Origin of the sequence: Clavibacter nebraskensis NCPPB 2581 (assembly GCF_000355695.1) — a bacterium.
In the GTDB taxonomy this organism is placed as follows: domain Bacteria; phylum Actinomycetota; class Actinomycetes; order Actinomycetales; family Microbacteriaceae; genus Clavibacter; species Clavibacter nebraskensis.
Window position 1 is genome coordinate 2,067,957 of record NC_020891.1, and the last position, 22,512, is coordinate 2,090,468.

24 protein-coding genes are annotated in these 22,512 nt (G+C 72.7%); 3 read left to right on the forward strand and 21 right to left on the reverse strand.

The window, feature by feature from the left end; genetic code table 11:
* Window positions 1–9: 9 nt before the first annotated feature.
* The 15 genes from argF to infC form a co-directional block, all read right to left on the reverse strand.
* Window positions 10–933, reverse strand: coding sequence for an ornithine carbamoyltransferase (gene argF, locus CMN_RS09705; protein WP_015490636.1), 924 nt, complete (start codon window positions 931–933; stop codon window positions 10–12).
* Window positions 934–1,082: 149 nt separating this feature from the next.
* On the reverse strand, window positions 1,083–2,300 hold the full coding sequence (locus CMN_RS09710; protein ID WP_015490637.1) for an acetylornithine transaminase: 1,218 nt from the start codon (window positions 2,298–2,300) through the stop codon (window positions 1,083–1,085).
* A complete protein-coding gene (argB, locus tag CMN_RS09715; RefSeq protein ID WP_015490638.1) occupies window positions 2,297–3,208 on the reverse strand; it encodes an acetylglutamate kinase in 912 nt (303 codons plus the stop codon). Before argB ends, CMN_RS09710 begins: the two co-directional genes overlap by 4 nt.
* A gap of 23 nt (window positions 3,209–3,231) precedes the next feature.
* Window positions 3,232–4,386 carry a bifunctional glutamate N-acetyltransferase/amino-acid acetyltransferase ArgJ gene (gene argJ, locus CMN_RS09720; protein ID WP_015490639.1) on the reverse strand — a complete coding sequence of 385 codons (1,155 nt, stop codon included), beginning with the start codon at window positions 4,384–4,386 and terminating at the stop codon, window positions 3,232–3,234.
* Window positions 4,383–5,432 carry an N-acetyl-gamma-glutamyl-phosphate reductase gene (argC, locus tag CMN_RS09725; RefSeq protein ID WP_015490640.1) on the reverse strand — a complete coding sequence of 350 codons (1,050 nt, stop codon included), beginning with the start codon at window positions 5,430–5,432 and terminating at the stop codon, window positions 4,383–4,385. The genes argJ and argC overlap by 4 nt, the downstream gene beginning before the upstream one ends.
* Before the next feature lie 119 nt (window positions 5,433–5,551).
* A complete protein-coding gene (pheT, locus tag CMN_RS09730; RefSeq protein ID WP_015490641.1) occupies window positions 5,552–8,095 on the reverse strand; it encodes a phenylalanine--tRNA ligase subunit beta in 2,544 nt (847 codons plus the stop codon).
* 2 nt (window positions 8,096–8,097) lie between these two features.
* A complete protein-coding gene (gene pheS, locus CMN_RS09735) occupies window positions 8,098–9,135 on the reverse strand; it encodes a phenylalanine--tRNA ligase subunit alpha (protein ID WP_015490642.1) in 1,038 nt (345 codons plus the stop codon).
* Window positions 9,136–9,265: 130 nt separating this feature from the next.
* Window positions 9,266–10,090, reverse strand: coding sequence for an amino acid ABC transporter permease (locus tag CMN_RS09740; protein ID WP_015490643.1), 825 nt, complete (start codon window positions 10,088–10,090; stop codon window positions 9,266–9,268).
* Complete coding sequence (locus CMN_RS09745) at window positions 10,087–10,734, reverse strand: amino acid ABC transporter permease (protein WP_015490644.1); 648 nt, start codon at window positions 10,732–10,734, stop codon at window positions 10,087–10,089. Before CMN_RS09745 ends, CMN_RS09740 begins: the two co-directional genes overlap by 4 nt.
* Window positions 10,735–10,851: 117 nt before the next feature.
* Window positions 10,852–11,775 (reverse strand): glutamate ABC transporter substrate-binding protein, encoded by a 924-nt coding sequence (locus tag CMN_RS09750; RefSeq protein WP_015490645.1) that lies wholly within the window; start codon window positions 11,773–11,775, stop codon window positions 10,852–10,854.
* A 148-nt stretch (window positions 11,776–11,923) separates the two neighbouring features.
* The gene (locus CMN_RS09755; protein WP_015490646.1) at window positions 11,924–12,712 is read right to left on the reverse strand and encodes an amino acid ABC transporter ATP-binding protein; all 789 of its coding nucleotides are present in this window, start codon (window positions 12,710–12,712) and stop codon (window positions 11,924–11,926) included.
* Window positions 12,713–12,862: 150 nt separating this feature from the next.
* On the reverse strand, window positions 12,863–13,663 hold the full coding sequence (locus CMN_RS09760; protein ID WP_015490647.1) for a TrmH family RNA methyltransferase: 801 nt from the start codon (window positions 13,661–13,663) through the stop codon (window positions 12,863–12,865).
* A gap of 62 nt (window positions 13,664–13,725) precedes the next feature.
* A complete protein-coding gene (rplT, locus tag CMN_RS09765) occupies window positions 13,726–14,118 on the reverse strand; it encodes a 50S ribosomal protein L20 (RefSeq protein WP_012038696.1) in 393 nt (130 codons plus the stop codon).
* Between the two features lie 46 nt (window positions 14,119–14,164).
* A complete protein-coding gene (rpmI, locus tag CMN_RS09770) occupies window positions 14,165–14,359 on the reverse strand; it encodes a 50S ribosomal protein L35 (RefSeq protein ID WP_015490648.1) in 195 nt (64 codons plus the stop codon).
* On the reverse strand, window positions 14,352–14,945 hold the full coding sequence (gene infC, locus CMN_RS09775) for a translation initiation factor IF-3 (protein ID WP_015490649.1): 594 nt from the start codon (window positions 14,943–14,945) through the stop codon (window positions 14,352–14,354). The genes rpmI and infC overlap by 8 nt, the downstream gene beginning before the upstream one ends.
* A gap of 372 nt (window positions 14,946–15,317) precedes the next feature.
* Here infC and CMN_RS09780 point away from each other — a divergent pair, with 372 nt between their 5' ends.
* Entirely contained in the window at window positions 15,318–15,782 is a 465-nt protein-coding gene (locus tag CMN_RS09780) for a DUF1844 domain-containing protein (RefSeq protein ID WP_015490650.1), read from the forward strand.
* A gap of 57 nt (window positions 15,783–15,839) precedes the next feature.
* On the opposite strand, the gene CMN_RS09785 is transcribed toward CMN_RS09780, so the two are convergent.
* From CMN_RS09785 to CMN_RS09805, 5 genes are all read right to left on the reverse strand, one after another.
* Complete coding sequence (locus tag CMN_RS09785; RefSeq protein ID WP_015490651.1) at window positions 15,840–16,607, reverse strand: SseB family protein; 768 nt, start codon at window positions 16,605–16,607, stop codon at window positions 15,840–15,842.
* A complete protein-coding gene (gene priA / locus CMN_RS09790) occupies window positions 16,604–17,353 on the reverse strand; it encodes a bifunctional 1-(5-phosphoribosyl)-5-((5-phosphoribosylamino)methylideneamino)imidazole-4-carboxamide isomerase/phosphoribosylanthranilate isomerase PriA (RefSeq protein ID WP_015490652.1) in 750 nt (249 codons plus the stop codon). The genes CMN_RS09785 and priA overlap by 4 nt, the downstream gene beginning before the upstream one ends.
* 65 nt (window positions 17,354–17,418) lie before the next feature.
* The gene (gene hisH / locus CMN_RS09795) at window positions 17,419–18,060 is read right to left on the reverse strand and encodes an imidazole glycerol phosphate synthase subunit HisH (protein ID WP_015490653.1); all 642 of its coding nucleotides are present in this window, start codon (window positions 18,058–18,060) and stop codon (window positions 17,419–17,421) included.
* Complete coding sequence (hisB, locus tag CMN_RS09800) at window positions 18,057–18,665, reverse strand: imidazoleglycerol-phosphate dehydratase HisB (protein ID WP_015490654.1); 609 nt, start codon at window positions 18,663–18,665, stop codon at window positions 18,057–18,059. The genes hisH and hisB overlap by 4 nt, the downstream gene beginning before the upstream one ends.
* 110 nt (window positions 18,666–18,775) lie before the next feature.
* Entirely contained in the window at window positions 18,776–19,156 is a 381-nt protein-coding gene (locus CMN_RS09805) for a LysM peptidoglycan-binding domain-containing protein (RefSeq protein WP_015490655.1), read from the reverse strand.
* 361 nt (window positions 19,157–19,517) lie between these two features.
* Between CMN_RS09805 and lexA the strand changes: the two genes are divergently transcribed.
* The gene (lexA, locus tag CMN_RS09810) at window positions 19,518–20,198 is read left to right on the forward strand and encodes a transcriptional repressor LexA (RefSeq protein ID WP_012038705.1); all 681 of its coding nucleotides are present in this window, start codon (window positions 19,518–19,520) and stop codon (window positions 20,196–20,198) included.
* A gap of 90 nt (window positions 20,199–20,288) precedes the next feature.
* Here lexA and hflX read toward each other — a convergent pair whose 3' ends face one another.
* Window positions 20,289–21,854: a GTPase HflX gene (gene hflX / locus CMN_RS09815; RefSeq protein ID WP_015490656.1), complete on the reverse strand. Its 1,566-nt coding sequence runs from the start codon at window positions 21,852–21,854 to the stop codon at window positions 20,289–20,291.
* A 40-nt stretch (window positions 21,855–21,894) separates the two neighbouring features.
* On the opposite strand from hflX, the gene CMN_RS09820 reads away from it, so the two are divergent.
* Complete coding sequence (locus CMN_RS09820; protein WP_015490657.1) at window positions 21,895–22,512, forward strand: class I SAM-dependent methyltransferase; 618 nt, start codon at window positions 21,895–21,897, stop codon at window positions 22,510–22,512.

Here is a 22,512-nt window from a genome sequence, read left to right on the forward strand (position 1 = left end):
GGGGCTGCGTCAGGAACGGCGCAGGAGCCAGACGAGCAGCGCCTTCTGGGCGTGGAGGCGGTTCTCCGCCTCGTCCCAGACCACCGATCGCGGGCCGTCGATGACCTCGGAGGCCACCTCGTACTCGCGGTCGGCGGGAAGGCAGTGCAGGAAGATCGCGTCGTCGACCGCGTGCTCCATGAGCTCGGTCGTGACCTGGTAGGCGCCGAGCTCGGCCAGGCGAACGGCCTTCTCCTCCTCGCGGCCCATCGACACCCAGGTGTCGGTGACCACGACGTCGGCGCCCGTGACGGCCTCGACCGGATCGGTGAGGACGCGGACGGATCCGCCCGTGGACGCGGCGATGCGCTCGGCGTCCGCGACGACGGCCTCCGACGGGACGTAGCCGGCGGGGGCCGCGATGCGGACGTGCATGCCCGCGGTCGCGCCGGCGAGGAGGTAGGACTGCGCCATGTTGCAGGCGCCGTCGCCCAGGAAGGTGAGGGTCTGGCCGGCGGGGTCGCCGCGGTGCTCGCGGATGGTGAGGAGGTCGGCGAGGAGCTGGCACGGGTGGAAGTCGTCGGACAGGGCGTTCACGACGGGGACCGTCGTGCCCGCGGCCATCTCCTCGAGGCCGGCCTGGCCGTAGGTGCGCCAGACGATGGCCGCGACCTGGCGCTCGAGCACGCGCGCGGTGTCGCTCGCGGTCTCCTTGCCGCCCAGCTGGCTGTTGGCGGTGCTGATGATGAGCGGGACGCCGCCGAGGTCCGCGATGCCGACCGCGAAGGAGACGCGCGTGCGGGTGGAGGACTTGTCGAAGATCACGGCGACCGTCTGCGGACCCGCGAGGGGGCGCTCGGACCAGCGCTCGCGCTTCAGCTGCACCGCCAGGTCGAGGACCTCGGCCTGCTCGGCCGGGCTCAGGTCGTCGTCGCGCAGGAAGTGGCGGGTCATCGCATCGCTCGCTCTCGGGGGACTCGGGGGTCCGACAAGCCTAGGGGACGTGCGGGGGCGGATCCGTCCGCGGGCACCCCCGCGCGGGGGTGCCCGCCGACGGGTGCGGCGGGAGGCGCGGACGCACGTGTCGGCCGGCTCCCGCCGGGTCAGCGCAGGTGGCCGAGCGCGCGGCCGAAGCGCTCGCGGAAATCGCGCACCTCGGTGTCGCCGACGATGAGCGGCGGCGCGATGCGGAGGCTGCGCGCGTTGGGCGCGTTGATGATGAGCCCCTCGGCGAGCGCGGCGGCCGCGATACGCCCGGCGTCCTCGTGGCGCAGGCCCACGCCGATGAGGAGGCCCCGGCCGCGCACCTCGGCGATGAGCGGGGAGTCGAGGCCCGTGATGGCGGCGCGGATCTCCTCGCCGCGGCGCGCGGCGTTCTCGACGAGCCCGGCGTCCTCGATCTCCGCGAGCACGGCGTTCCCCGCGGCGGTGGCGAGCGGGTTGCCGCCGAAGGTGGATCCGTGCTGGCCCTTCTGCAGGAGGTCGGCCGCCTCGTCGAAGGCCACGAGCGCGCCGATCGGCACGCCGCCCGCGATGCCCTTGGCGATCGTGACCGCGTCGGGCCGGACGCCCTCGTGCTCGTACGCGAACCAGCGGCCGGTGCGACCGACGCCGGTCTGGATCTCGTCGAGGATGAGCAGCGCGCCGTGCTCGCGCGTGAGCTCGCGGGCGCGGCGGAGGAAGCCCGCCGGCAGGTCGACGACGCCGGCCTCGCCCTGGATCGGCTCGAGGATGAGCGCCTGCACGGTGTCATCGATCGCCGCCTCGAGCGCCTCGAGGGTCGGCGCGATGTGCTCGACGCCGTCCGGGAGTGGGAGGAACGGCGCCTGCAGCGCGGGCTGCCCGGTGAGCGCGAGCGCGCCCATCGTGCGGCCGTGGAAGGAGCCCTGCAACGTGATCACGCGCGTGCGCCGCGCGGATCCGTTGCGGCGCGCGAGCTTGAACGCGGCCTCGTTCGCCTCGGCGCCGGAGTTGCCGAAGTACACGCGGCCGGTGTCGCCCGCGCCCGTGATGCGGCGGAGGCGCTCGGCGAGCGCGATTTGCGGCGGGCTCGCGAAGTAGTTGGAGACGTGCGTGAGCGTGGACACCTGCTCGGTGACCGCGCGGATGAGCGCCGGGTGCGCGTGCCCGAGCGAGTTGACGGCGACGCCGGCGAGGAAGTCGAGGTACTCGCGGCCGGTCGAGTCCCACACGCGGCAGCCCTCGCCGCGCACCAGCATGGCGAGCGGGGGCGGGGACGAGCGCATCATCGCGGCCTGGAAGCGGTCGGACCACTCGCTCTCGGTCTGGGTGGTGCGGCGCTCTGGCTGGGTCGTGGTCATGCGGGCACGACCTCCGTTCCGATTCCGTTCGTGGTGAAGATCTCGAGGAGCATCGAGTGCGGGATGCGGCCGTCGATGATCGCGGCCTTGGGCACTCCCCCGTCGACGGCCTCGAGGCACGCCGCCATCTTGGGGATCATGCCCGACTCGAGCGAGGGCAGGAGGGCGCGGAGCTCGTCGGCGCGGATGTCGGAGACGAGGGATCCGCGGTCGGGCCAGTCGCGGTAGAGGCCGGCGACGTCGGTGAGGATCACGAGCTTCTCGGCGCCGAGGGCCACGGCGAGCGCGGCGGCCGCGGCGTCCGCGTTCACGTTGAGCGACACCTGCGGGTCGGACTCGTCGGGCGCGATGGAGGAGACGACGGGGATGCGGCCGGCGTCGAGCTGCGCGAGAACGGCCGTGGGATCCACCGCCACGACGTCGCCCACGAGGCCGAGGTCGACCTCGACGCCGTCGACCACGGCGCCGCGCCGGCGGCCGGTGAAGAGCCCCGCGTCCTCGCCGGCGACGGCGGCCGCGAGGGGCCCGTGCGCGTTGATGCCGCGCACGACGTCGCGGCTGACCTGCCCGGTGAGCACCATGCGGACGACCTCGAGGACCTCGGGGGTGGTGACGCGGTATCCCCCGCGGAACTCGCTCTCGATGCCGAGGCGCGTGAGCATCGCGCTGATCTGCGGCCCGCCGCCGTGCACGACGACCGGTCGGAGCCCCGCGTAGCGGAGGTAGACGACGTCCTCCGCGAAGGTGCGCGTGAGCTCCTCGTCGACCATGGCGTTGCCGCCGAACTTCACGACCACGATGCGGTCGTGGAAGCGCTGCAGCCACGACAGCGACTCGATGAGCGTCGCGGCCTTCGACTCGGCCTGCGCCTGGTCGCGCTCGGCGGCGTCCTGCGTGATGGCGGTCACGTCCGTCCCGTCTGCGCCGCCCATCAGCTGGCGTACGCGCTGTTCTCGTGCACGTAGTCGTGCGTGAGGTCGTTGGTGAGGATGGTCGCCGTCGCGTCGCCCGCATGCAGGTCGATGAGGACGTGCACGGCGCGCGGGTGGAGGTCGACCAGGTCGCGGCTCTCGTGCGGCTCGCCCGCGCGGCACACCTGGACGCCGTTGATGGCGACGTCAATGCCGTACGGGTCGAACGCGGCGCCCGTGGTGCCGACGGCGGCGAGGACACGGCCCCAGTTGGGGTCGTTGCCGAAGACGGCGGCCTTGAAGAGGTTGCTGCGCGCGACGGCGCGGCCCACCTCGACGGCGTCGTCGTCGGACGCCGCGCGCACGACCTCGATGGCGATGTCGTGCGATGCGCCCTCGGCGTCGGCCTGCAGCTGCTCGGCGAGGTCGGCGCACACCGCGGTGAGCGCGGCCTGGAACGCCTCGGCGTCGGGCACGACGCCGGACGCGCCGCTCGCGAGGAGCGTGACCTGGTCGTTGGTCGACATGCAGCCGTCCGAGTCGAGCCGGTCGAACGTGACGCGCGTGGCCTCGCGGAGGGCGGCGTCGAGCGCGGCGGCGTCGAGGTCGGCGTCGGTCGTGATCACCACGAGCATGGTGGCGAGGCCCGGCGCGAGCATGCCCGCGCCCTTGGCCATGCCGCCCACGGTCCAGCCGGCGTCGGATGCGCTGGCCGACTGCTTCGGCTTCGTGTCGGTGGTCATGATGGCGCGCGCCGCGTCGTCGCCGCCGCCGTCGGACAGCGCCGCGGAGACGCGGGCGACCCCGTCCTCCAGCTTCTCGAGCGGGAGCTGCTCGCCGATGAGGCCCGTGCTGCAGACGAGCACGTCGCCGCTGGAGACGTCGAGCGCGCGGCCGACCGCCTCGGCGGTGGCGTGCGTGACCTGGAAGCCGCGGGATCCGGTGTAGCAGTTGGCCCCGCCCGAGTTGAGGACGACGGCGCTGACCCGGCCGTCGCCGATGACCTGGCGCGACCAGAGGATGGGGTTCGCCTGGCAGCGGTTGCTGGTGAAGACCGCGGCGGCCGCCTGCGACGGGCCGGTGTTGCGGACGAGGGCGACGTCGAGCGCGCCCGTGGACTTGAGGCCGGCGGCGACCCCTCCGGCGACGAAGCCGCGTGCGGCGGTGACGCTCACGGGGCGACTCCGTTCACCGGGAGGCCGAGATGCTCCGGGAGGCCGAGCGCGATGTTGGCCGACTGGATCGCCGCGCCCGCCGTGCCCTTGACCAGGTTGTCGATGGCCGTGACCGTGACGACGCGGCCCGCGGCCTCGTCGACCGCGAGGCCCACGAGCGCGGTGTTGGATCCCGTGACGTCGGACACGTTCGGGAACGTCCCCTCCGGCAGCAGGTGCACGAACGGCTCGTCGGCGTAGGCGAGCTCCCACGCGGCGCGCACGTCGTGCGTCGAGAAGCCGGGGGCGAGGCGCGCGGTGGCCGTGGCGAGGATGCCGCGGGCCATCGGCACGAGCACGGGCGTGAACGAGACGCTCACGTGCCCGCCGCCCGCCGTCTCGAGGTTCTGCCGGATCTCCGGCGTGTGGCGGTGCGTGCCCCCGACCGCGTAGGCGCTCGCGGATCCGAGGATCTCGCTCGCCAGCAGGTTCGTCTTGAGGGCGCGCCCCGCCCCGGAGGGGCCGACCGCGAGCACGGCGACGATGTCCTCCGGCTCGATGACGCCCGCGCGGATGCCGGGCTGGAGCCCGAGCGTGATGGCCGTGACGTTGCAGCCGGGCACGGCGATGCGCTTCACGCCCGACAGGCGCGTGCGCTGGGTGCCGCCCTCCTCCGCGTGCAGCAGCTCGGGCAGGCCGTACGGCCACGCGCCCGCGAAGTCGCCGCCGTAGAACGCGTCCCACGCGGCCTCGTCGACGAGGCGGTGGTCGGCGCCGCAGTCGACCACGAGGGTCTGGTCGTCGAGCTCGGCCGTGATGGCGCCCGACTTGCCGTGCGGCAGCGCGAGGAAGACCACGTCGTGGCCGGCCAGCTGCTCGGCGGTCGTCTCGACGAAGGTGCGGTCGGCGTACGAGGTGAGGTGCGGGTGCACGTGACGCAGACGCTCGCCCGCGTTCTGGAAGGCGGTGAGCGTCTGGACCTCGAGGCGCGGGTGGTCGGCGAGCAGGCGGAGGAGCTCCCCGCCCGCGTAGCCGCTCGCGCCCGCGACGGCGACTGAGAATGACATGCGTCAAATCTAGTGCCGGTGCCGGAGTGGCCCCGCCGGGCCGCAGGGCCGGACGACAGCGCGGGCGGGCCATCCCTGGGGAGGAGCCCACCCGCGCGTCACGCCAGGTGCGCGCCGGACTACTCGCGGAGCGTCGCGCCGAACCGCTCGGCGGCCAGGCGCACGGATCCGTCGCGGGCCTCGCTCGCCTCGGCCGCGGTCAGCGTGCGGTCGGGCGCGCGGAAGCGGAGCGCGAACGTGAGCGAGCGGGTGCCGTCCGCGACGCCGGCGCCGCGGTAGTCGTCGACGAGCCGGGCAGTCTCGAGCAGGTCGCCCGCACCCTCGACCACCGTGCGGAGGAGCTCCCCCGCCGGGACCTCGAGCGGCACGACCAGGCTGAGGTCCTGCGTCGCGACGGGCATCGAGGTGAGCGTGCGCACCTCGACCGCCCCGCCCGCGAGGGCGACGAGCTGATCGAGGTCGACCTCGGCGAGCGCGACGCGCTCGGGCAGGTCGAGCTCGGCGGCGAGCGCGGGCAGCAGCTCGCCCGCGAAGCCCACGATGACGGGGCCGTCGGCGCTCACGGCCTCGACCACGGCCGTGCGTCCCGGGTGCATGGCGATGTGGGTGCCCTGCTCGAAGCGGATCTTGACGCCCACGGCGTGCGCGAGCTGCCGCACGGCGTCGAGCGCATCGACGAGGCCCGCCCGCTGCGCCGGGGTGCCGGGCTGCTTCGAGACGGCGTCGCCGAGGATCAGCACGCCCACGTGGCGCGGCTGCGGCGGGATCCCCGCGTCGAGCGCCTGAAGCGTCTCCGCGTCGGGACGCGCGGCCCCGGGCGGCATCTGCGGAGAGCCGTATGCGACCCCCGCCGACGGCAGGAACACGGTGCCCGTCTCGAACAGCGCGAGGTCCGTGGATCCGCGCGACAGGTTCCGACGCGCGATGTCGATGAGCCCCGGCAGCAGCGAGCGGCGGAGGTAGGGGAACGCGACGTCGAGCGGGTTGGCGAGGCGCACCGCGGGCGCATCGTCGCGATCGGCGGCGCCGAAGCGCGCGTTCTGCGCCTCGGACGCGAACGGCGACCCCATGACCTCGGTGAGCCCGCCCGCGGCGAGCGCGATCGAGGCCTGGCGGCGGACGCGCTGCGCGGCGGTGAGGCCGCGACCGGGAGGCGCGACGGGCAGCACGGCGGGGATCCGGTCGTAGCCGACGATGCGCGCGACCTCCTCCACGAGGTCGGCGCGGTGCCGGAGGTCCGGGCGCCAGGTCGGCGGCGTCACGACGAGCAGGCCGTCGCGCTCCTCGAGCGCGCAGCCCACGTCGACGAGCGCGTGGCGCACCTCGTCCAGCGTGTAGTCGACGCCGACGAGCGACGCCGGGTAGCCCCGGGGCAGCTCGATCGCCGCGCGCGGCACGGTCGTGTCGAGGATCGAGCCGAGGCCCTCCGCGTGACCGCCGGCGAGCTCCTCGAGGAGCTGCACGGCGCGCGCCGCGGCGGCCGGGGCGACGCGGGGATCCACGCCCCGCTCGAACCGCTTCGACGCCTCGCTCGGCAGCTTGTGCCGACGGGCCGTGCGCGCGATGGAGACCGGGTCGAAGCCCGCCGCCTCGATCAGCACGCGGCTGGTGCCCGCCCCGATCTCGGTGGCCGCGCCGCCCATGACGCCCGCGAGCCCCACGGGCCCCGAGTCGTCGGCGATGACGAGGTCCTCGACGTGGAGCGTGCGCTCGCGCCCGTCGAGCGTGACGAGCGTCTCGCCCTCGGCGGCGCGGCGGACGACGATGCCGCCCTGCAGCCGGTCGAGGTCGTACGCGTGCAGCGGCTGGCCGAGCTCGAGCATCACGTAGTTAGTGATGTCGACCGCGAGCGAGATGGAGCGGACGCCCGCGAGGGTCAGCCGCGAGACCATCCACGGCGGCGTGGGCCGGGACACGTCGAGGCCGGAGACCACGCGCGTGACGAACACGTCGGCGCCGACGCGACCGCGGATCGGGGCGCCGTCGTCGACGCGCACCTCCACGCCCGCCGCCGGCGCGTCGGCCGCGAGCAGCGCGAGCGCGTCCGCGGGATCGGTGAACGCGGCGCCCGTGGCGTGGGCGTATTCGCGGGCGATGCCGCGGATCGAGAACGCGTAGCCGCGGTCGGGCGTGACGTTGACCTCCACCGCGCGGTCGTCGAGGCGCAGGAGCGCGAGCGCGTCCGTGCCGACCTCGGGGTCGAGGCCCAGCGAGGAGAGGACGAGGATCCCGTCGTGCTCCTCCCCCAGGCCGAGCTCCCGCGACGACGCGATCATGCCGTCCGACACGTGCCCGTAGGTCTTCCGCGCGCTGATGGGGAACGGGCCGGGGAGCACGGCGCCCGGCAGGCTCACCACGACCTTGTCGCCGACGACGAAGTTGTGCGCGCCGCAGACGATGCCGCGGACGTCCTCGCCGCCGTCGGCCGCCGCGGCGCCCTCGGGAGCCACGCGGACGGAGCACCAGTTGATGGTCTTGCCGTTCGTCTGCGGCTCGGGCGTCGCCTCGAGCACCTGCCCGACGACGACGGATCCGGAGATCGAGAACGCGTGCACGTCCTCCTCTTCCAGGCCCACCTTCACGAGGGAGGCGTGGACGTCCTCGGGAGTGACCCCCGCGGGGAGCTCGACGTGCTCGCCGAGCCAGCTGATCGGGATCCTCACGACTACACCACCATCCCGAACTGCGCGCCGAATCGGATGTCGCCCTCGACGATGTCGCGCATGTCGGAGAGGTCGTTGCGGAACATGAGGGTGCGCTCGGTGCCCATGCCGAACGCGAAGCCCTGGTACTCGGCGGGGTCGATGCCCGCGGAGCGCAGCACGTTCGGGTTCACCATGCCGCAGCCGCCCCACTCGATCCAGCGGGGCCCGCCGGCCGCGGCCGGGTGCCAGACGTCCATCTCGGCGCTCGGCTCGGTGAAGGGGAAGTAGTTGGGGCGCAGGCGGATGCGCGCGTCCTCGCCGAACATCGAGCGCGCGAAGTGCTCGAGCGTGCCGCGGAGGTGCGCCATGGTGAGGCCGCGGTCGATCGCGATCCCCTCGATCTGGCGGAACGCGGGCGTGTGCGTCGCGTCGAGCTCGTCGCTGCGGAAGGTGCGGCCCTGCGCGATCGTGTACACGGGCAGCTCGTCGGCGAGCAGCGTGCGGATCTGCACGGGAGAGGTGTGCGTGCGGAGCACCAGGTGCGCGTCGGTCGGATCCACGTAGAAGGAGTCCTGCATGGCGCGCGCCGGGTGGTCGGGCGGGAAGTTGAGCGCGTCGAAGTTGAACCACTCGCTCTCGAGCTCGGGGCCCTCGTTCACCTGCCAGCCCATGCCGACGAAGATGTCGGCGATGCGCTCCTCGAGCATGGTGAGCGGGTGCCGTGCACCCGCGCGCCAGCGGCTCGGCAGCGCGGTGACGTCCACGGCCTCGGCCACGAGGCGCGCGGCGGCCTCCTGCTCCTGGATCTCCGCCTCGCGCGCCTGGAACGCCTGCGTGACGCGGGCGCGCGACTGGCCGACGAGCTTGCCGGCGTCCTTGCGCTGTTCGGGCGGCAGCGAGCGGAGCGATCCGTTCAGCCGGGCGAGCGGGGAGGCCTCGCCGATGTGGGCGGACCGGGCCTCGGCGAGCGACGCGGAGTCGGTGGTCGCGTTGAGCGCGGCCATCGCCTGCTCCACGGCGGCGCCGACGGTCTCCTCGGAGATCTGGGGTTCGGACATGAGGCCCGAGTCTACCGAGCGGCCGCCGCCGTCCCGGCCCGCGGCCGGCGTCGCCTCGGCGCACGACGGGCCGGCCGCGGCGTGCCTGACGGGCCCGTGCAGGCGGCGTGGTCCGCCCCGGTGGGAGGGGCTACGCGCCCTGCGACGTCCCGGCCGCGACGGTCTTCGCCACGCGCGGTCCGCGCTTGCGGGCCAGGCGCCGGGCGATGGTCGACACCGTGAGGTTCAGCACGAGGTACATGCCCACCATCACCACGAAGATCGGCAGCGAGTTGGCGCGGCTCGTGGCCTCGAGGATCAGCTCGCCCTGCTTGGTGAGGCCGACGAGGCTGACGATGGTGCCGAGCGCGGTGTCCTTGATGAGCACCACCAGCTGGGCGACGATGATCGGCAGCATCGTCCGGAACGCCTGCGGGAACTCCACGAGCAGCCGGTTCTGCAGCGGGCGCAGGCCGATCGCCAGCCCCGCCTCGCGCTGCCCGCGCGGCAGGCCGAGGATCCCCGAGCGCAGGGCCTCGCCGATGATCGCGCTGTTGTAGAGCGTGAGCGCGGTGACGACCGACCAGTACGGGCCGATGGGGAAGATCAGGTAGATGAACAGCATCATCAGCAGCACGGGCATGCCGCGGAAGAACTCGAGCACGACGGTGACGGCGTAGCGGATGACCCGGTGCTCGCTCATGCGGAGGAGCGCGAGCACCATGCCGAGGAGGATCGCGAGAACCGCGGCCACCGCGGCCGACTGCAGCACCACGACGAGGCCCCGGAGGAGGAGCCCCCAGACGAGCGGGTCGTTGAGCACGAGCCAGATGTCGGGGCTGAACTGCCCGGCCTGCTGCAGCTTCACGGCGGCGAAGGCGAGCACGGCCACGACGATGAGGCCCGTGACGACGGAGAGGATGCGGGAGCGACGGCGGGCCTTCGGGCCGGGGACGTCGTAGAGGACACTGCTCATCGGGAGACCGCCACTCGCTTCTCGAGGTGGTCCGCCAGCTGGCCGAGCGGGACCGTGATGATGAGGTAGAAGAACGCGACGCCCACGAACACCCAGACGACCGCGTCCCCGTTGGCGTTCGCGACGTCGCGGCCCACGTTGAACAGCTCGTAGATGAAGTACGCACCCGCGATCGACGTGTTCTTGGTGAGCGCGATGACGACGTTGATCAGCGGCGGGATGACCGTGCGCACGGCCTGCGGCAGGATCACCGACCCGAGCGTCTGCGAGAACGTCAGCCCGATGCTGCGCGCGGCCTCGGCCTGGCCGACGGGCACGCTGTTGATGCCGGAGCGGATCGCCTCGGCGAAGAACGGCGCCGTGTAGAGCGTGAGCGCGAGCACCGCCGCCGTCATGAACGGCAGCGCGCCCGAGATCGACGTGATCACGACGCTGAAGAAGGTGAAGACGAGCAGCAGCGGGGTGTTCCTCAGCAGCTCGACGTAGGCCGTGGAGGTGGCGCGGAGGCTCGCGAGCGGCGAGATCCTCATCGCGGCGATCACGATCCCGAGCGGGAGGGCGAACAGCACGGTGAGGCCGAGGAGGCGCAGCGTGCCGCCCAACCCCCGCAGGAACACGTCGAGATTGTCGAGGATCACATCCACGGCGCACCTCCTAATGGTCTGCCCCCGGCGCGGCCGGGCGATGGTCGGATCCGGGCTCGGGTGCCCGGACGAGGGAGGGTCCCGCGCGCGCATCGGCGCACGCGGGACCCGGTGGGACTAGTAGCGGTCGATCGCCGGGGGCTCCGGCGTGTCGATGACCGTGCCGGCCGTCGCCTCGAACAGGCGCGCCCAGGTGCCGTCGTCGTAGGCCTCCTGCAGCGTGTCGTTGATGAACGTGCGGAACGCCTCGTCGCCCTTGGCGATGCCGATGCCGTAGGGCTCCTGCGTGAAGGTCTCGCCGTCGCCGACGAGCTTGAACTCGCCCTCGTTCTGGTCGATGAAGCCGGACAGGATCACGTTGTCCGTCGTGACGGCGGAGACCTGTCCGTTGCGCAGCGGGTCGAGGCACTTGCTGTAGACGTCGGTCGGCACGACGACCGCGCCGAACGTGGCCTCGATGTTCGCGGCGGGGGTGGATCCCGCGACGGAGCACACCTGCTTGCCGCGGACGTCCTCGGGCGTGTTGATCGTGGTGTCGTCCGCGAGGACCATCAGCGCCTGTCCGGCGACGTAGTACGGGCCCGCGAAGTCCACGACCTCCTTGCGCTTGTCGTTGATCGTGTAGGTCGCGACGACCGCGTCGACCGAGCCGTTCTGGATGAAGGGCTCGCGGTTAGCGGACACCGTCTCGGTGAACTTGATCGAGTCGAACGGGATGCCCAGCTTGCTGGCGATGAGCGCGGCGATCGCGACGTCGAAGCCGGCGGGCTTGCCGTCGAGACCCGCGAGGCCGAAGAGCGGCTGGTCGTACTTGGTGCCGACCTTCATCTCGCCGGCCGCGGCCAGCCGCGCCATCGTCGTGCCCTCGTCGAACGTCGGGTTCTCCGCGAGCGCGAGCTTGTAGGGCCCGTCGCCGTTCTCGGGGGCGTTCGTGCCGGCGTCGATGCCGCTGTTCGACGCGCTGCCCGCGGCGCCGCAGCCCGTGAGGGCGACGACGACGATCGCGGCGACCGCGGCGATGGTCAGTTTCCTGTTCTTCATGGTTCCCGTTCCTTGGCTGGTGAGTGGATGACGGAGGCGAGGGGGATCGCTCCTGGTGCGGGTCGTGCCGGTGGTGCGGCGCCCGGGCGCGCCTGCCTCGGCGGCGTCCGGATGCGGGAGGCGGGAGGACGCGTGCCCTCCGCGCGCGTCAGTGGGCGAGGATCTTGGAGAGGAAGTCCTTCGCGCGCGGGCTCTGCGGGTCGTCGAAGAACGCCTGCGGGGTCGTGTCCTCCTCGATGGCGCCGTCGGCCATGAAGATCACGCGGTCGGCGGCCTTGCGCGCGAAGCCCATCTCGTGGGTGACGACCATCATCGTCATGCCGTCCTTCGCGAGGCCGACCATGACGTCCAGGACCTCGGTGATCATCTCGGGGTCGAGCGCCGAGGTGGGCTCGTCGAGGAGGATCAGCTTCGGGTCCATGGCCAGCGCGCGGGCGATCGCGACGCGCTGCTGCTGGCCGCCGGAGAGCTGGGCCGGCATCTTCTGCGCCTGGTTGGCGACGCCGACGCGGTCGAGGAGCTCCATCGCCCGCTTCTCCGCCTCGGCCTTGCCCTGCTTGCGCACCTTGATGGGGCCGAGGGTCACGTTCTCGAGCACGGTCTTGTGGGCGAACAGGTTGAAGGACTGGAACACCATGCCGACGTCGGCGCGGAGGCGCGCGAGCTCGGCGCCCTCGGACGGGAGGTCCTGACCGTCGATCGTGATGGTGCCGTCGTCGATGGTCTCGAGCCGGTTGATCGCGCGGCACAGCGTCGACTTGCCCGACCCGCTGGGGCCGATGACGACGACGACCTCGCCGCGGTTCACGGTGGTCGAGATGTCCTTGAGGACGTGCAGGTCCCCGAAGTGCTTGTTGACGTGGGATACGACGACCAGGGGCTCGCCGACCGCTACTGCGGCGGGCGAGGCGGGGTCCGCCGTCGGGCTCTGCTCCATGCGAACACCATATCCATCACGGTGTTTCGTCCGCGTTTCCGCGGGGCATCGTCACCCCATCGTGACGCGTGGCCGTCTTTCGGCCGGTCAGGACGGGTGGCGCCCTGCTGCGACGACAGAGCGGCCGTCAGGTGTCGGCGGATCCGGGGATCAGGCGCGCTGCGCGAACGCCGACTCGTAGAGGCAGACGGACGCGGCCGTCGCGAGGTTCATCGACTCCGCCTGGCCGTAGATCGGCACGACGACGGCGCGGTCGGCGAGGGCGAGGTGCTCGTCCTGGAGGCCGCGGGCCTCGTTGCCGAAGAGCCAGGCGGTGGGCCCGGCGAGGCCGCCCGACGTGCGCTCGGCGAGGAGGTCGTCCCCCTTCACGTCCGCGGCGAGGACCTGCAGTCCGGCCGCCTTCACGCGCTCGAGCACGGCGTCGAGCTCGGGCATGATGGCGACCGGCAGGTGGAAGAGCGAGCCCGTCGTGGCGCGCACGACCTTGGGGTTGTAGAGGTCGACGGAGCGGCCCGTGAGGATCACCGCGTCGGCTCCCGCGGCGTCGGCCGCGCGGATGATGGTGCCCGCGTTGCCGGGGTCGCGCACCTCCTCGAGGACCGCGATGAGGCGCGGCTCGTCGCCGAGGATCTGCTTGAGCGACGTCGGGAACTGCCGGCACACGCCCACCACGCCCTGCGGGGTGACGGTGTCGGCCATGGACGCGATCACGTCCTCGGTGACGAACTCCACCTCGACGTCCGCCTCGCGGACGGCGCGTGCCAGGTCCGGGTAGCGGTCGAGGGCCGTGGGGGTCGCGAAGAGCTCCAGCACGAGGTCCGGACGGAACGCGAGCGCCTCCGACACGGCCTGCGGCCCCTCGAGGAGGAACAGGCCCGTGTCGGCGCGCGCATCCCGCTTCGCGAGCTTGGCGACGCCACGGACACGTGGGGAGCGTGGGTTGTCGAGCATGGCCCAACACTAACGGCGCGCCCCCGGATGGGGACGCGCCGTCGGCGGTGGTGCGGGATGCGCTACGCGTTCGCCGCGACCTTGGGGGCCGAGGTGTTCGCGGGCAGGGCGGCCTTGGCCGTCTGCACGAGCGACGCGAAGGTGGCGGGCTCGTGGACCGCGAGCTCCGCGAGGATGCGGCGGTCGACCTGGACGCCGGCGAGCGAGAGGCCCTGGATGAGGCGGTTGTACGTGAGGCCGTTCGCACGCGCGGCGGCGTTGATGCGCTGGATCCAGAGGCGGCGGAACTCGCCCTTCTTGGCGCGGCGGTCGCGGTACGCGTAGACGAGGGAGTGGGTGACCTGCTCCTTGGCCTTGCGGTACAGGCGCGAGCGCTGCCCGCGGTATCCGGCGGCGCGCTCGAGGATGACCCGACGCTTCTTGTGGGCGTTGACGGCCCTCTTGACTCTTGCCATTTCAGTGATTCCTATTCGAGTTCAGGTGTCGCGGACGACGAGGGGCCTAGCGGCCGAGGAGCTTCTTGGCGACCTTCATGTCGGCCTTGGCGAGCGGCTGGTCCTGGTTGAGTCGCGCCTTGCGCCCGGAGGACTTGACCTCGAGGTTGTGCCGCATGCCCGCCTGCTGCTTCATGATCTTGCCGCTGCCGGTGACCTTGAAACGCTTCTTGGCACCCGAGTGGGTCTTCTGCTTAGGCATTGTTCTCTTCTCTCGCTTCTCGTGCGCTCGCCTTGGTGGCGTCGCGCTTCGCGTTGGCCTCGGCCTTGGCCTCGGACTTGTTCTTGTGCGGTCCGATGACCATGACCATGTTGCGGCCGTCGATCGTGGGGGTGGACTCGACGCTGCCGAACTCGGCGACGTCCTCCGCGAACATCTTGAGCAGTCGCACGCCCTGGTCCGGACGTGACTGCTCGCGCCCGCGGAACAGGATCATGGCCTTGACCTTGTCGCCGTCCTGCAGGAAGCCCTCGGCGCGCTTGCGCTTGGTCTCGTAGTCGTGCTTGTCGATCTTCAGGCGGAAGCGCACCTCCTTGAGGATGGTGTTCGCCTGGTTGCGACGCGCTTCCTTGGCCTTCTGCGCGGCCTCGTACTTGAACTTGCCGTAGTCCATGATCTTCGCCACGGGGGGCTTGGAATTGGGCGCGACCTCAACGAGGTCGAGGTCGGCTTCCTGCGCGAGCCGGAGTGCGACGTCGATGGATACGACGCCGACCTGCTCGCCTGCTGGGCCAACGAGGCGAACCTCGGGAACTCGGATTCGATCGTTGGTACGGGGATCGCTGATGGACTGCTCCTATTCGTGTCTTCGGGTGGCACGGCGGCGATGTGCCGCTCGGATTCGAGACGAGGAGAGTTCTTCACCAGGGTGCGACGGATCCGTCGTACTCGGCAACACGCCCGTTCCCCGCTGACGCGGGGCTCCCGTCGTGCGGTCCCGGTGAGGGGAGCCGCTCGGACGGGGGAGCGAAATCGACCCGGTAACCTATGGAGGCGGTCAAGCGCGGGTGGGAGATCAATCCTCTTTCGAACCGGGACTGTGACAGCCCCGGAGCCGTCGATCAGCATAGCAGACGCCGACCCCGCCCCGGAAGGGCGGGCGCCGACCGGGTCCGCGGCCGTCCGGCACCACCCGGCCGCCCCGAGCAGGAGGACAGACATGACCGACCCGACCCCCGACCCCGCGACGACCGCGCCCGACGCGCACGTCCACCGCTTCGAGGAGCCCGCCTCCACGACCGGCGACGGCGCCGCACCGTCCGCCGCGGGCGTCGCCGACGGCGACACCGCCGACTTCGTCGCCGACCAGTACGCGCGCGACATCGCGGAGGTCTCCGCCGTCGAGGTCATCACCACCACGGCCGTCCACCTCATGAGCGCCGCGGCCGTGAAGTGCGGGCTCGCCGACGACCCCGCCACGCAGACCGACCTCGCCGAGGCGCGGAAGCTGATCATCTCGCTCGCGGGTCTCGTCACCGCCGCCTCCCCGGAGCTGGGCGACCAGCACGCGCGCAGCCTCCGCGACGGCCTGCGCTCCCTGCAGCTCGCCTTCCGCGAGGCCTCGCCGTACCCCGACGCCGTGGGCAAGGGCCCGGGCGAGAAGTACACCGGGCCCGTCTCCTAGGCGACGGCCCGGACGGGTCGCGCGCAGCCTCCGCGACGGAGGGGCGCGACCCGCGCCTCAGCCGGCCGAGGTGATCCGCAGGCCCATGCTGTCGACCCGGTCGGCGAGCACCGCGCTCCTGGCCCACTCCCCCTGCAGCCGCGCGAGCAGCGCGTCGAGCGCCGGGCGGTCGAGGCCGTCGACGAGCTCGAGCGCGATCACCAGCTCCGGCCCCTCGAGGCGCGCGCGCGGATCCCCCGGCGCGGTGCTCAGGCTGACGACCGCGGGCTCCGCGACGACGCTCGCCTCCAGCGCCGCGGCGACCTCGGGATCCTCCGGGCTCGGGATCCACGGCAGCGACCGCGCGACCGCCCACACCGCCGGCCGCCGCAGCACGAACTCGGTGTCGGAACCCGGGTCGACGACCACGAGGTCGGTCTCCTCGCTCGCCGCCGCGAGCGCCACGCGGACGGCGTCGGCGGGGACGGGACGCGCCTTCGCGTTCCACCTGCCCATCGCGGTGACCGACGTGAAGACGGGCATGACGGTGCGGCCATCAGGGCCGGCGACCGTGATGATCGACAGCTCGGCGCTCTTGTCGGCCTTCAGGCCGTGCGCACCCTCGCCCTCCTCGCCGAGGCGCGCGACCAGCGGGATCAGCAGGCGCGCGTCGCGGAGCGCGTCGACGACGACACCCTGGCCGACCTCGCCGCGACGGTGCCGCGCGAGCGCCTCCGCGACCGCCGGCGGCGCGGAGCCGTCGTCATCCGGGAACGGCGTCGGCTCGAACGAACGGCCCGCCCAGGGGGTCCCGGCCGAGTCCGCGTTCGGAGTGGATCCCGTCATCGATCCCCGGCGACGTCGAGTGCCTCGCCCAGCGTGAAGGCCCCGGCGTAGAGGGCCTTGCCGACGATGGCGCCCTCGAGGCCGAGCGGCACGAGCTCGCGGAGCGCGGCGATGTCGTCGAGGCTCGAGACGCCGCCGGATGCGACCACCGGGCGCTCGGTGCGCTCCAGCACGTCCCGCAGCAGCTGGAGGTTCGGGCCCTGGAGCGTGCCGTCCTTGGTGACGTCGGTGACCACGTATCGCGCGCATCCCGCGTCCTCGAGGCGCTCGAGCACCTCCCAGATGTCGCCCCCGTCCTGCGTCCAGCCGCGCGCGGAGAGCGTGCGCCCGCGGACGTCGAGCCCGACCGCCACCGCCTCGCCGTGCTGGGCGATCACGCTGGCGGCCCACTCGGGGTTCTCCAGCGCCGCGGTGCCGAGGTTGATGCGCGTCGCGCCGCTCTCGAGGGCGACGTCGAGCGACCGGTCGTCGCGGATGCCGCCGGACAGCTCGATCTGCACGCCGTCGATGGCGCGGATCACCCGGGAGATGACGGAGAGGTTGTCCCCGCGGCCGAACGCGGCGTCGAGGTCGACGAGGTGCAGCCACTCCGCACCCTGCTCGGCCCAGTCCCGGGCCGCGTCGACGGGGTCGCCGTAGCCGGTCTCGGTGCCCGCCGCGCCCTGCGTGAGGCGGACGGCCTGGCCGCCCGCCACGTCGACGGCGGGCAGGAGGGTCAGACGGGGCGTGCTGGTGAACTCGCTCATGGGGGCCTTCCATCGATCGGGCGTGCGGGCGGGGCCGTCGGCGACGGCGGATGCAGGTGGGGGCGTCAGGCGGCGCGGAGGGTGCCGAGCCAGTTCGCGAGCAGCCGGATCCCGGCGGCCCCCGACTTCTCGGGGTGGAACTGCGTGGCGGTGAGCGGGCCGTTCTCGACGGCGGCGACGAACCGCTCGCCGTGCGTGGCCCACGTGACGTGGGGCGCCGGCAGCGGCGGGAGCGGGTCGATGCCCCAGGTGCGTGCGGCGTACGAGTGCACGAAGTAGAAGCGCTCGTCCTCCAGGCCCGCGAACAGAGCGGACCCCTCGGGGACCTCGACCGTGTTCCAGCCCATGTGCGGGAGCACGTCCGACTGGATGCGGTCGACCGTGCCGGGCCACTCCCCCAGGCCCGCGACGTCGACGTCGCGCTCGACGCCCCGGTCGAACATGACCTGCATCCCGACGCAGATGCCGAGCACCGGACGGCCCCCGGCGAGGCGGCGGTCGACGACGCGGTCACCACCGGCCGCCCGCAGCGCGGTCATGACGGCCGAGAACGCCCCGACGCCGGGGACGAGCAGGCCGTCGGCCTCGTGCGCGCGCTTCGGATCGCCCGTCAGCTCGACGTCCGCACCGGCCAGCTCGAGCGCCTTGACGGCGGAGTGGACGTTGCCGCTGCCGTAGTCGAGGACGACGACGGAGGGCCGCGTCACAGCGCGCCCTTCGTGGACGGGATGCCGGAGACGCGCGGGTCGAGCTCCTTGGCCTGACGGAAGGCGCGGGCGAACGACTTGAACTCCGCCTCGGCGATGTGGTGCGGATCGCGACCGCCGAGGACGGTGACGTGCACGGTGAGGCCCGCGTGGAAGGTGATGGCCTCGAAGACGTGGCGGACCATGGATCCGGTGAAGTGGCCGCCGATGAGGTGCATCTCGAAGCCGGCCGGCTCCCCCGAGTGGACGAGGAACGGGCGGCCGGAGATGTCGACGACCGACTGCACCAGCGCCTCGTCGAGCGGCACGAGCGCATCGCCGAAGCGGGCGATGCCGGACTTGTCGCCGAGCGCCTCGCGGATGGCCTGGCCGAGGACGATGCCGACGTCCTCCACGGTGTGGTGCACGTCGATGTGCGTGTCGCCCGTGGCGGTGACCTTCAGGTCAGTGAGCGAGTGCTTCGCGAAGGCGGTGAGCATGTGGTCGTAGAACGGCACCGAGGTGCTGATCTCGGAGGCGCCGGTGCCGTCGAGGTCGAGCTGGAGGTCGATGCTGGACTCGCTGGTCTGCCGCGTGACGTGCGCGGTGCGCGCGAGGGTGCTCATGGGTTCCATGCTACCGATCGCGCCAGGTCGGACCGTCGTCGTCCCCGGCCGCCACCGGGAACGACGACGGGCGCCGTGCCCATCCGCTGCGCGACCGCGAGCGGACGGGATCAGTGCGCGTACTCGGCGGGGACGGCGAGCTGCTGGCCGGCCGCGACGTCCGACGAGGGGAGCCGGTTGAGGTCGACGACCGACGCGATGACGTCGCGCGGGTCGGCCGACGGGGCGATCTCCTCCGCGAGGTCCCACAAGGACTGGCCGCTCGACACGGTGACGTACTCGAACGTGGTGCCCGACGCGTCCTTCGACGCGACGGCCGCGCCGCCGTTGAGGGCGACGAGCCCGGCGCCGAGCGCCAGCGGGGCCGCGACGAGCGCGGTGAGGACGACGCGGCCGCGCCGCGTGATGCGCAGGCGCGTGCGGGGCGCGACGGCGGCCTCCGCGACGGGTGCGACGGACGGGCCGGCGGGGGTGATGGCTGCGGTGTTCATGGTGACCTCTCGTGCGAGACGGTGGGGCGTCGATGCGACGCGCTCAGCGGTGCAGTGCGGTACGGCATGCGATGCGGGTCGGGCAGCTCGCACCCGGCTCTCGGCCGGGAGAGCCGGGTGCGGAGCTGTGTTCCGAACATACATTCGAAACCCGCACTCCGCAAGCCCCCATCGCCTCGATCCGGCGCCCAGCGACGCGACACGCTCGAACAGGTGTTTGTACGAGGTGCCCCGACTGGATACAGTTTCGAGTGCCTGGTGTCCATTCCACCCGGCACCACCGACATCGCCCCCGCGAGGGCGTCGGCCCGCCGGGCCGACCGTGCCGCGGAGGCGTCGGCGACGAGAGGCGGGCCGTGGCATGACGGACGAGCGAGCGGCGGGAGGCGGCGCGACGCGGCGCCGCAAGAGCCTCAGCGACAAGCAGATCTCGATCCTGGAGTTCATCCAGCGCACCATCGCCGGCCAGGGCTACCCGCCGAGCATGCGCGAGATCGGCGACGCCGTCGGCCTCGCGTCGCTCTCCAGCGTCACGCACCAGCTCAACCAGCTCGAGCTCTCCGGCTACCTCCGCCGCGACCCGAACCGGCCGCGCGCCCTCGAGGTCCTCATCGACCTGCCGGGCTCCGGCGCCGCGGAGAGCGGCGAGCCGTCGACCCCGGTGGGAGACGCCGCCATGGTGCCCATGGTCGGCCGCATCGCCGCCGGCATCCCCATCACCGCGGAGCAGATGGTCGAGGAGGTCTTCCCCCTCCCCCGCCAGCTCGTCGGCAAGGGCGACCTCTTCATGCTCCGCGTCGTCGGCGACTCCATGATCGACGCGGCCATCTGCGACGGCGACTGGGTGGTCGTCCGCCAGCAGAAGACCGCGGAGAACGGCGACATCGTCGCGGCCATGCTCGACGACGAGGCCACCGTCAAGGTGTTCCGCCAGCGCGACGGCCACACGTGGCTGCTGCCCCGCAACAGCGCGTTCGAGCCCATCCTCGGCGACTTCGCGGAGGTCGTCGGCAAGGTCGTGGCGGTCATGCGCTCGGTCTGATCCCCGCACGACGCAGGAGAGCGGCCGGTCCCCGAGGGGGTCGGCCGCTCTCGTGCGTGAGGGGGTCCGTGGTGGCTGGTGCGTCGCGGATCAGACCGCGGGGACCACCGAGTACGCCTGGACCTGCGCCTGCTGCTCCGCCGTCACGAGCGCGCGCACGCGCGTGCCCTCCTCGACGTACGAGGTCTCGAGGACCTTGGCGCCGTCGTGCAGCATCGCGACGACCTCGCCGTGCTCGAACGGCACCAGGAGGTCGACCTCGATGGTCGGCTGGGGCAGCAGCTCCGCGATGCGGCGACGCAGCTCCTCGACGCCCTCGCCCGTGCGGGCCGAGACGAACACGCCCTGCGGCGCGAGGCCGCGGAGCACCACGCGGTCACCGTCCGAGGCGAGGTCGCTCTTGTTGAAGACGACGATCTCGGGGATGGACGCGGCATCCACCTCGGCGATGACCTCGTGCACGGTCGCGAGCTGGGCCGCGGGATCCGGGTGCGAGGCGTCGACGACGTGCACGAGCACGTCCGAGTCGGCGAGCTCCTCGAGCGTCGAGCGGAAGGCCTCGACCAGCTGGTGCGGCAGGTTGCGCACGAAGCCGACCGTGTCGGCCAGCGTGTAGAGCTGCCCCTGGTCGGTCTCCGTCTTCCGGACCGTCGCGTCGAGCGTCGCGAAGAGCGCGTTCTCGACGAGGACGCCCGCCTTCGTCACCCGGTTGAGGAGCGACGACTTGCCGGCGTTCGTGTACCCGACGATCGCGACCGAGGGCACCGAGTGCCGGTCGCGGTTGGCGCGCTTGGTGTCGCGTGCCGGCTTCATCGCGGCGATCTGCTTGCGGAGGCGCGCCATGCGCGTGTTGATGCGCCGGCGGTCGAGCTCGATCTTCGTCTCACCCGGTCCGCGGGATCCCATCCCCGCGCCCGCACCGCCGACCTGTCCACCGGCCTGGCGCGACATCGAGTCGCCCCAGCCGCGCAGGCGCGGCAGGAGGTACTGCAGCTGGGCGAGCTCGACCTGGGCCTTGCCCTCGCGGCTCTTGGCGTGCTGGCTGAAGATGTCGAGGATCACGGCCGTGCGGTCGATGACCTTGACCTTCACCACGTCCTCGAGCGCGCGCCGCTGGCTGGGGGCGAGCTCGGTGTCGGCGATGACGGTGTCGGCGCCGACGGCGGCCACGAGAGCCCGCAGCTCCTCGGCCTTGCCGCGGCCGAAGTAGGTGCTGGGATCCGGGGTGGGACGGCGCTGCAGGAGGCCGTCGAGCACGACCGCGCCCGCGGTCTCGGCGAGGGCCGCGAGCTCCCGCATGCTGTTCTCGGCATCGTCGACGGAGCCCTGCGAGTACACGCCGATGAGCACGACGTTCTCGAGGCGCAGCTGCCGGTACTCGACCTCGGTGACGTCCTCGAGCTCGGTGGAGAGGCCCGGGACGCGGCGGAGCGCCTGCCGGTCGGCGCGCTCGCTCTGGTCGCCGTCCGAGCCCTGCTCGGTGTCGGGGTTCGCGGAGAGCGCCTGCGCGCCGGACCCGCGGAAGAGGGCGTAGCCGGCCGAGCGGTTCTCCGCTCGACCGAGGACGCGCGCGACGACATCGTCCCGGTCGGTGTTCTCGGTGGACGTCGTCGTCGTGTCCGCGGGCTCGTGGTCGTGCTCGTCGTGCGTTGTCATGTGCTCCCATCGTAGCGCGGGCGTCCGGTATCGTCCCGGTATGGCCGACGCGCACTACTTCTCCTCGTCGCCGGCCGGACCCCTGCGCACCCGCACCATCGTGGTCGAGCTGGGCGGGCGCACGGTGGACGTCGAGACCGCCGGTGGCGTCTTCAGCCCCGAGCACGTGGACCAGGGCACCCTGGTGCTGCTGCGCAACGTCCCCGCGCCCCCTGCCGAGGGGCATCTGCTGGACGTGGGCTGCGGCTGGGGTCCGGTCGCCCTCGACATGGCGATGCGGTCGCCCGCGGCCACGGTGTGGGCGGTCGACGTGAACGAGCGTGCGCTCGAGCTGACGCGGGCGAACGCCCGGTCCCTCGGTCTCGAGAACGTCGAGGCCGTGCCGCCCGAGGACGTCCCCGCCGACCTCGCGTTCGCCACCGTGTGGTCGAACCCGCCGATCCGCGTCGGCAAGGAGGCGCTGCACGGGATCCTGCTCGACTGGATGCCCCGACTCGCGCCGGACGCGGACGCCTGGCTCGTCGTGCAGCGCAACCTCGGGTCCGACTCGCTGCAGCGCTGGCTGGTCGACACCCTGCCCGCGGGCCTGGAGACGACGCGCGCGGCGTCCGACAAGGGCTTCCGGGTGCTGCGCGTGCACCGCGGCGCCGACACCTAG